Consider the following 1,057-nt stretch of genomic DNA (forward strand, 5'->3'; position numbering starts at 1 on the left):
TACAAGTACGTGCGCTACTCGGGCCAGGAGCGCGACGCCTCCGGCCTCTACTACTACGGCCTGCGTTACTACGCCCCGTGGCTCGCCCGATGGCTCAACCCTGATCCCGCCGGACCCGTCGACGGGCTCAATCTCTTCTGCATGGTCGCCAACAATCCCGTCACGTTCATCGACCGGGAGGGAATAGCTGCAAACCGGCTGGACTGGCTGGATCTAGCGCCGGCTCCGAGTCCGGCTGCCATGGCGATCGCTTCCAGAAAGCTGGGCTCCCGGCATGACTCGTTCCCTCCGACAACAGGGTTGATTCAAAAGGTAAAGGTAAAAAATGAAGCGCTGATTGGTCAAGCGTTGACGAATCAGCTTGAGGCGAGTCGAGGTTTGTCTGCGCCGATTGAGCCCAAAATGTTCCCGCAATTGGAACTGCCGCCCGACATGATATTTCGATTGGGCAGGATCGACGAAGACAGTTACCTTTTGGTCCCTACTGCTGCAGGGGAAGTTCAAAAAATCCCTTATGGAACATTATCGTACGTGATTAGGTATGAGGACCCTCTATCCATTTATGTCTTCGAGCACGCAGACCTAGCGGAGAGAAAGGATTTAACTGAAAAAGTTATTCCTGGAATAACAAACTATGGGCACTCGTCACTGGCGTATAAAGAGGATAAGCCCAACATGTTCGATCAGAGCATTCCCCAAGCAGAACGCATCAGACAAAGTGCAAAGCCGGTCCTGCTTGCCGGCAACCTGAACTTCGAAATGACGGAGTACCCTCAGCTCGGCGCTGGGCGATTAATCTCCTGGTCGGTTGAAAGTGGACATTTTCGACCGAGCGACAGGGATGCCGCTCAGAATCGTATAGGTTTTATTCAGCAACTACTCCCTATTGAAAAGTTTAATCGGATCGACTGGGATGAGAAAAAGAAGCAGATCCAGCGTCGATAGTAAGTGTTTCTGATAAACCGTCTTGAGATTTGTTAGGGAAACACTGATTAATCCGGCTCGGTAGTCATCGCTGACGCAGCCGAGGACGTTGTAAAAGATAGTTCACTGAACG

The 1,057-nt window shown here is 51.9% G+C and carries 1 protein-coding gene; it reads left to right on the top strand.

Annotated elements, in window-relative coordinates:
* Positions 1–945: RHS repeat-associated core domain-containing protein (locus KVT39_RS36385; protein ID WP_306795632.1), on the top strand; the 945-nt coding region annotated here is incomplete at its 5' end.
* Between the last annotated feature and the right edge of the window lie 112 nt (positions 946–1,057).

This window comes from Burkholderia sp. GbtcB21, from assembly GCF_019091065.1.
Classification (GTDB): domain Bacteria; phylum Pseudomonadota; class Gammaproteobacteria; order Burkholderiales; family Burkholderiaceae; genus Burkholderia; species Burkholderia pyrrocinia_C.